This is a genomic window from Gandjariella thermophila (assembly GCF_005405885.1).
GTDB lineage: Bacteria > Actinomycetota > Actinomycetes > Mycobacteriales > Pseudonocardiaceae > Gandjariella > Gandjariella thermophila.
Window position 1 is genome coordinate 1 of record NZ_BJFL01000072.1, and the last position, 7,289, is coordinate 7,289.

The 7,289-nt window shown below is 69.4% G+C and carries 9 protein-coding genes; 3 read left to right on the forward strand and 6 right to left on the reverse strand.

The genetic code is table 11. The features are described from left to right. Positions 1–240: helix-turn-helix domain-containing protein (locus tag FFT21_RS27725; RefSeq protein ID WP_137811991.1), on the reverse strand; the 240-nt coding region annotated here is incomplete at its 3' end. A gap of 270 nt (positions 241–510) precedes the next feature. Here FFT21_RS27725 and FFT21_RS27730 point away from each other — a divergent pair. After that, positions 511–939: a phospholipase gene (locus FFT21_RS27730; protein ID WP_137816874.1), complete on the forward strand. Its 429-nt coding sequence runs from the start codon at positions 511–513 to the stop codon at positions 937–939. A 231-nt stretch (positions 940–1,170) separates the two neighbouring features. Here the strand turns inward: FFT21_RS27730 and FFT21_RS27735 are convergent, their stop codons facing one another. Beyond that, positions 1,171–3,468, reverse strand: coding sequence for a DNA translocase FtsK (locus FFT21_RS27735; protein WP_225978822.1), 2,298 nt, complete (start codon positions 3,466–3,468; stop codon positions 1,171–1,173). Between the two features lie 34 nt (positions 3,469–3,502). On the opposite strand from FFT21_RS27735, the gene FFT21_RS30145 reads away from it, so the two are divergent. Further along, positions 3,503–3,721: a hypothetical protein gene (locus FFT21_RS30145; RefSeq protein ID WP_225978823.1), complete on the forward strand. Its 219-nt coding sequence runs from the start codon at positions 3,503–3,505 to the stop codon at positions 3,719–3,721. An 88-nt stretch (positions 3,722–3,809) separates the two neighbouring features. Next, positions 3,810–4,634 carry a lysophospholipid acyltransferase family protein gene (locus FFT21_RS27740; protein WP_225978824.1) on the forward strand — a complete coding sequence of 275 codons (825 nt, stop codon included), beginning with the start codon at positions 3,810–3,812 and terminating at the stop codon, positions 4,632–4,634. A 1-nt stretch (position 4,635) separates the two neighbouring features. On the opposite strand, the gene lhgD is transcribed toward FFT21_RS27740, so the two are convergent. The 4 genes from lhgD to FFT21_RS27760 all read right to left on the reverse strand — a co-directional run bounded on the left by lhgD (position 4,636) and on the right by FFT21_RS27760 (position 7,153). After that, positions 4,636–5,829, reverse strand: a complete 1,194-nt coding sequence (lhgD, locus tag FFT21_RS27745) for an L-2-hydroxyglutarate dehydrogenase (RefSeq protein WP_137816870.1) — start codon at positions 5,827–5,829, stop codon at positions 4,636–4,638. A gap of 45 nt (positions 5,830–5,874) precedes the next feature. Continuing rightward, positions 5,875–6,363, reverse strand: a complete 489-nt coding sequence (locus tag FFT21_RS27750) for a hypothetical protein (protein WP_137816871.1) — start codon at positions 6,361–6,363, stop codon at positions 5,875–5,877. A 144-nt stretch (positions 6,364–6,507) separates the two neighbouring features. After that, positions 6,508–6,756: a NucA/NucB deoxyribonuclease domain-containing protein gene (locus tag FFT21_RS30935; RefSeq protein ID WP_137816872.1), complete on the reverse strand. Its 249-nt coding sequence runs from the start codon at positions 6,754–6,756 to the stop codon at positions 6,508–6,510. Next, entirely contained in the window at positions 6,695–7,153 is a 459-nt protein-coding gene (locus tag FFT21_RS27760; protein ID WP_137816873.1) for a hypothetical protein, read from the reverse strand. The genes FFT21_RS30935 and FFT21_RS27760 overlap by 62 nt, the downstream gene beginning before the upstream one ends. Between the last annotated feature and the right edge of the window lie 136 nt (positions 7,154–7,289).

Here is a 7,289-nt window from a genome sequence, read left to right on the forward strand (position 1 = left end):
CAGCGGAAGTATGGATCGATAAACTCTCGATACGGTCGACTGGCTGACTCCGAACAGGTCGCCCACAGCCGCCTGGTTCAGATTCTGCCGGACGTATACCAAGGTGAGTACGACAGCGCGATACAGTCCCACCACCGGAGGCCAGACTTGCTTTTTATTACAGGAGACGATCTGCCAAATGCGAGCAACAAGCTCCTCGATCTGGTCGGCAGCAAGTCCTGTAGTAGACTGGTAACGCAACGGCCCCGCCTGTAAGTCGTGTTCTGTGGTAGGAAAACGATCTTATCTGATCGGGGTCGTTGCCCTACTTTGAGGTGATCAAGCCGGCCTGAATAACGCTCATAGGCCACCGGAAAATCACCCGCTGTTCACCGCCGTTCCGTCGAACGGGGGTTTCCGGATCGCGCGCGGCGCCGGTAGGAAATTCTCGTCCCCGCGCCGACCCGGAGGGAGACTCCCGTGCGTAAAACCGCTGGCGGTGTCCTCAGTGGACTTACCGTATCCGCCGTGATGGTCCTGACCGCGGGCTCGGCGCAGGCCGCGCTCAGCCCGGTGAAGCTGGATGCGGTGACGGACACCTACCTGTTCCACACCTCGCTTCCCCGATTCGTCACCATTCGTAGCACACACCCGTACGCCGATCAGCTCGACTGGTCGTCGGACGGCTGCTCACATGTTCCGGACAGCCCGTTCGGATTTCACTTCCGGCACGCCTGCGAACGCCACGATTTCGGTTATCGCAACTACCGGCGGCAACGCCGGTTCACCGAGCCGAACCGCAGGGAAATCGACGACAATTTCCGCTCCGACATGTACTCGGTGTGCGGCACGAACTGGACCTGCCGCCGCACCGCGGATCTGTACTACGTGGGCGTGCGGGAACTCGGCGGCCGGGTGCCCAGCACGGCCGACGCGATCACCGCGGTGCTGCACCGGTGAGCCGCGCCGGGAGGGCCGCCCGTACCCCCAGGACCGGGCGGCCCTCCGGGTGGCGCGCCCGATCGGGGAGGTACGGGTGCGGGGCCGCGTGCGGGGCGGGCGCCCACCACCCCGTGCGCAGTACCACCGGGACTCCGATGGTGTCCGAGACGCGACAGTTCCGCTGGGTGATGTTTCCGGGCGAGCCCCGGTGTGGGCGACCGGCCGGCGGGAACTCCCTCCCGCCGGTAGTTACTCCTCCTCGGCGGCCGCCGGGCCGCCGCGGATGAAGGCCAGCACCGAGTCCAGGTCCTCCGGCTTGACCAGCACGTCGCGTGCCTTGGAGCCCTCGCTCGGCCCGACCACGCCGCGGGTCTCCAGCAGGTCCATCAGCCGGCCCGCCTTGGCGAAGCCCACCCGCAGCTTGCGCTGCAGCATCGAGGTGGAGCCGAACTGGCTGGACACCACCAGCTCGGCGGCCTGGAGCAGCAGGTCGAGATCGTCGCCGATGTCCGCGTCGATCTCCTTCTTCTCCCCGGCCTTGGCGGTGGTCACGCCCTCGGTGTACTCGGGCTGGGCCTGGTCGCGGACGAACGAGACGATCGCGGCGATCTCCTCGTCGCTGACGTAGGACCCCTGGATGCGCACCGGCTTGGCCGCGCCCATCGGCAGGTACAGGCCGTCGCCCATGCCGATCAGTTTCTCCGCGCCGGGCTGGTCCAGGATGACCCGCGAGTCGGTGAGTGAGGAGGTGGCGAACGCCAGCCGGGACGGCACGTTGGTCTTGATCAGCCCGGTGACCACGTCCACGCTCGGCCGCTGGGTGGCGAGCACCAGGTGGATGCCGGCGGCGCGCGCCTTCTGCGTGATGCGCACGATGGCGTCCTCGACGTCCCGCGGCGCGGTCATCATCAGGTCGGCCAACTCGTCCACGATGGCCAGAATGTACGGGTACGGGCGGTACTGGCGCTCGCTGCCCGGCGGAGTGGTGATCTCCCCGGAGCGCACCTTCCGGTTGAAGTCGTCGATGTGCCGCACCCGGTTGGCCTGCATGTCCTGGTAGCGCTGCTCCATCTCGTCCACCAGCCAGGCGAGCGCGGCCGCCGCCTTCTTCGGCTGGGTGATGATGGGCGTGATCAGGTGCGGGATGCCCTCGTACGGAGTCAGCTCGACCATCTTCGGGTCGATGAGGATCATCCGGCACTCGTCCGGCGTGGCCCGGGCCAGCAGGGACACCAGCATCGAGTTGACGAAGCTGGACTTGCCGGAACCGGTGGACCCGGCGACCAGCAGGTGCGGCATCTTGGTCAGGTTCGCGGTGACGAAGTGGCCCTCGATGTCCTTGCCCAGCCCGATCACCATCGGGTGGGTGTCGGACACCGCGGTGGCGGAGCGCAGCACGTCGCCCAGGCGCACCATCTCCCGGTCACTGTTGGGCACCTCGATGCCCACCGCGGACTTTCCCGGGATCGGCGCGAGCAGCCGCACGTTGTCGGTGGCCACCGCGTATGCGATGTTCTTGGTCAGTGCGGTGATCTTCTCCACCTTCACGCCGTGCCCGAGTTCGACCTCATAGCGGGTCACCGTCGGACCCCGGGTGAACCCGGTGACCTGGGCGTCAATCGAGAACTGCTCCAGCACGCCGCTGATCGCCTCGATCATCGCGTCGTTGGCCTTGCTGCGGGCCTTCGGCGGGTCACCATCGGTGAGCATGGTGGGCGGCGGCAACTGGTAGTCGCCGTCCACGGTGCGGACCAGTTCCAGTTGGGTCTGCTGGCCCGCCGCCGGCGGTTCGGCGGCCTTCACCTCCGCCGGCCGCACCGTGGGCTTGGCGGCCCTGGCCGGGGCGGGCTTGGCCGGTGTGGCGTTCTCGGCCGCGGCGTCCGCGGTGTCCTGGGCGGTCTCTCCGGCGTCGTCCTTGGCCATCGAGGCCTGCCGGCGCCGGGAGGGCCGGCGCAGCCGCACCGGAGCGCTCTCGGTGCTCTGCTCGTCCGCGGGCGCCTCGGCCTGCTCGCCGTCCGCCGCCTGCTCTCCGGCCGTGCCGAGCAGCACGCGCACCCGGTCCGGCACCTCCCGCACCGGGGTTCCGGTGACCAGCAGGAACCCGTAGACGACGAGCAGGGCGAGCAGCGGAGCGGCCACCCACGGGGTCAGCCCCTGGGCGAGGAAACCGCCGGCGAGGTAGCCGAGCGCGCCGCCGGCGTTCGTCCAGTCCCGCGCCTGGGTGGGCTGCCCGGCGAAGACGTGCAGCAGGCCCAGCACGCCCAGGCCGAGCAGCAGCGAGCCGAACACGGTGCGCGGCCGGGTCTCCGGCTGCGGCTCGGTGCGCATCATCACCAGGCCGACCAGCAGCAGCACCACCGGGACGGCGAGCGCGGCACTCCCCACCACCTGGCGCACCGCGAAGTCCAGCCACAGCCCCACCGGGCCGCCGGAGCGCAGCCACACCCCGGCCGCGACGATCACCGCGACCGCGACCAGCAGCATGGCCACGCCGTCCCGCCGGTGCGCGGGCTCGATCTGCCTGGCCCTGGCGATCAGCCGGCCCACGCCACCGGCTCCGCGGGAGAACAGCCCCCGACCGGTGCTGGTCCTGGTGCTCCGGCGCGCCGCCGACCGGCCGGTGCCACGGCGGGTCGAGGTGGACGACCGGGACCGCGACGCGGCCGACCTGGACCTGGTCGCCGACGACCGGGCCCGTGATCCGCTTCCGCGGGTCGATCCTCCGCGCGAGGTCCCCGTCCGGCTCGCCATGTCCCACACGGTAGCCGAACCCCCACGTGCGTCACACCAGGCACAGTGACCACTCCCGGAGCACTCGCGGCCGCGCGGTGGGGACAGCCCGCGGATCACCCGCCGGAACGCCCTCGGGCGTGCCATGCTCGGTGAACATGGTGGCCGTGCGGTTCCGCGGGCGCGGGCCGACACGCCGGGCCGGTCGGCGTTCGGCTCCGCGGCTCTGGCGGGTGCTGATGTTCCTGGACGCGCTGCTGGTCGGCATGACCGGCCGGCTGGAGGTCACCGGTGACCTGCCGGTCCGCCTCCGCGACCGCCCGGTGCTGCTGGCCGCCAACCACATCGGGAACTTCGACGTGTTCGTGCTGGTCGCGGCGTGCCGGCGGATCGGGGTGGCGCCGAGGTTCCTCGCCACCGGCGGGCTGTTCGACACGCCGGTGATCGGTTGGGGGTTGCGGACGTCCGGGCACATCCGGGTGGACCGCGGCCGGGACAGCATCACCCAGGCGTTCGGCGCCGCGGTGGACGCGCTGCGTTCCGGGACGCCGCTGCTCGCCTACCCGGAGGGTCGGATCAGCCACGATCCCGGGTTGTGGCCGGAGCGCGGCAAGACCGGGGTGGCCAGGATGGCGCTGGCCGCCGACGTGCCGGTGGTACCGGTCAGTCAGTGGGGCGCGCACGAGGCCGCCTGGTGGGGCACCGCGGTGGTGACCTGCTGGGCGGACTTCCGGCCCGTGCTGCTCTCCTGGCTGCGCGCGGTGCGGGCGCGGCCGGTGTTCCGGGTTCACTTCGGCCCGCCGGTGAACCTGGGCGAGCTGTCCCCGCAACGGCTCGGCGACGCGGCGCGCGCCCGGGACGCGATCATGCAGGCGATCACCGACGGCCTGGTGCCGCTGCGCGCGGGCGAGCCCGACCTGCCCCGCTACCACGACCCCACCCGGCCCACCGACCGGCCCAGCCCGTGGCGGCCCGGCGGGTGATTCAGAACCGGGCGGCGACGCGGCGGGCGATCTCCTCGCCGATCGGCAGTGAGGCGGTGGCCGCCGGGGACGGGGCGTTGAGCACGTGCACCGCCAGCGGGGACTCCTCGATCAGGAAGTCGTCGGCCAACCCGCCGTCCGGCAGCAGCGCCTGCGCGCGCACGCCCGGTGGCGCCGGCTCCAGATCGGCCACGGTGATCTCCGGCACCAGCCGGGCCACGCTGAGGGCGAACGCCCGGCGGGACAGCGAGCGCCACACCTCGACCGCGCCCTGTCGCCAGTGCCGCCTGGCCAGCAACCAGAAGCCGGGGTAGCGCAGCAGGCCGGCGACGTCCACCGGGTCCACCGGCCACCAGGAGTAGCCCTCCCGGCGCGGCGCGAGCACCGCATTCGGCCCGGCGTGCACGCCGCCGGCGATCATCCGAGTCAGGTGCACGCCGAGGAACGGGAACCGCGGGTCCGGCACCGGGTAGACCAACCCGCACACCAGATGCTCCCGGCCAGCGGCGAGCTGGTAGTACTCGCCGCGGAACGGCACCACCCGGCTGGCCGGCGGCGCACCGGCCAGCGCGGCCACCCGGTCGCCGTGCAGCCCGGCGCAGGTCACCACGCAGCGCGCCTCGACATCGCCGCGCCGGGTGCTGACCACGGCGACGTCGCCGAGCCGGGTGATCGCCGTGACCTCGGCGGAGGTCCAGATCTCCGTGCCGGCGTCCGCGGCGAGCTTGGCGTAGGTCTCGGTGATCGCACCGAAGTCGCAGATCCCCGCGGTGGGCACGAACAGCGCGCGCAGCCCGGCCACGTGCGGTTCGCGTTCCCGCAGCTCGCCCACGTCGATCAGGCGGACCGGGATGCCGTTGGCGAGGCCCCGCTCGTGCAGCGCGTGCAGCCGGGGCAACTCGGCGGACTCGGTGGCCACGATCACCTTGCCGGTCGGCTCGTGCGGCAGGCCGTGCTCGGCGCAGAACTCGGCCATCCGCCGGGCGCCCTCGGTGGCGAACCGCGCCTTGAGGCTGCCCGGCCGGTAGTAGACGCCGGAGTGGATGACGCCGGAGTTGTGCCCGGTCTGGTGCCTGGCCAGGCCGCTCTCCTTCTCCGCGAGCACCACCCGCAGATCCGGCCGGGTGCGGGCGAGCGCGTACGCGGTGGCAGTGCCGACGATGCCACCACCGACGATCACGATGTCCGCCCTCATGCACTGGAGTATGGCGGTACGAGCGGTAGTCGCGGCATCAGGGCACTAGTCGTCGAGGTCTTCGTCGTCCTCCTCAGGCAGAGGCGCGTGCCACCACATGCGGATGCGGTACTGCTCGATGCCGGCGTGTGGTTCGAGTTCGTCTGGCAGTTGGTCCAACGGGATGGTGTCGTATCGCACCATGATCCGCTTCCGCAGCCTGTCGGCTTCGTCGCGTCCACGGTGGGTGAGGTCGATGGTATAAATGCCGGGCCCCGCCGGGAGATCGGCGCCGATGGCTTCACCGGTGGGGGTACCCATGCTCATTTCGCCGCTCGGGCACTCGAGTCGGAACGTCCGCGGTGTGCCCCACTGTTCCACCTGGCTGTCCGGGTACGGGGTGTCGTCCCAGATCTCGAGCGTTGCATGCACTTTGAGGAGGTCCTGTGCGCAGTGGATGTACAGCTCATAGCCGGTGCTGGCGGCGATCCCCTCCTGAGCCTCGGCAATGGCTGCGTCTGCGCCCACACCAGCATCATTGTCCTGGTCGCGCACGACGATGAGGCGGTAGGCGGGGTACAGCAGGAGTTGGTGCTGGGCCTGTCGGTGAGACATCGGCAAATGTTCCCATGGGTGGAGGCGGAAGAGAACGCGGTTCCCTGTCCGCGAGGGTAGACGGACAGGGAACCACCGAGGACACTAAGGTAGGATGGCGACGAAGAAGGGATCGTTGTCGAGAATCCGTTTCATGCCGTAGAAGTTGGCGAGTTTTGTACCACCTCTGCCGTTGTCACCGCCGTCAATTGGGCGAGCCGAGCCAAGCCACTGGTATGGCTTCCCGTCGGTCGAAGTGGACGAACCCTCGTATGCGGATTGGAACGGATATTCATCGCATTCTTGCCCGCCGGCAGTAGTGCCAGCAGTAGTCAGGGTTAGCGCCGGGTGCACAGTTGCCGTCCGGGGCTCTCGTGGAGGTTACGGTCCTGTCGAAGCGCTGGAACTGGTAATTTGCGTCCAAGAACATGATGCGGTTCTGCGTCCTGGTTAAGCTGACCGGACCGTACATGCCGACGAGGTCCCAGCCCGTCATGACATGATGGGAGGATGAGCTCGGCTGCGCCCCGGTGGTGGCGACAAGGTTGAAGTCGTAGAAAATGTCCCACGTATTGCAGCCGCCGCAATGTGGGATCGCCATAAATGTGTGCGGCTTCTTGTCCGACGACGTGATATGCCCCCCAATGGGACGGTACTGATAGCTGTTGGTGTAGTCGACCCAGTACGGCTGATAGTCCGTCTCCGAGCCAAGGTACTGCATGTTCAAACCGAGGGCGAACGATTTGGCCATGCCGTCTTCTGTGAGCGTTATTCAGAGCCCTTACCAGCCAAGTCGGTAGAACTCCAGTGCGGTGACGATTCGGATGACATTCGGAAGCTCGGCGAGGCGCCCTCGAAAGCCGGTGGCAAGTATCTTCCAGTTCTTG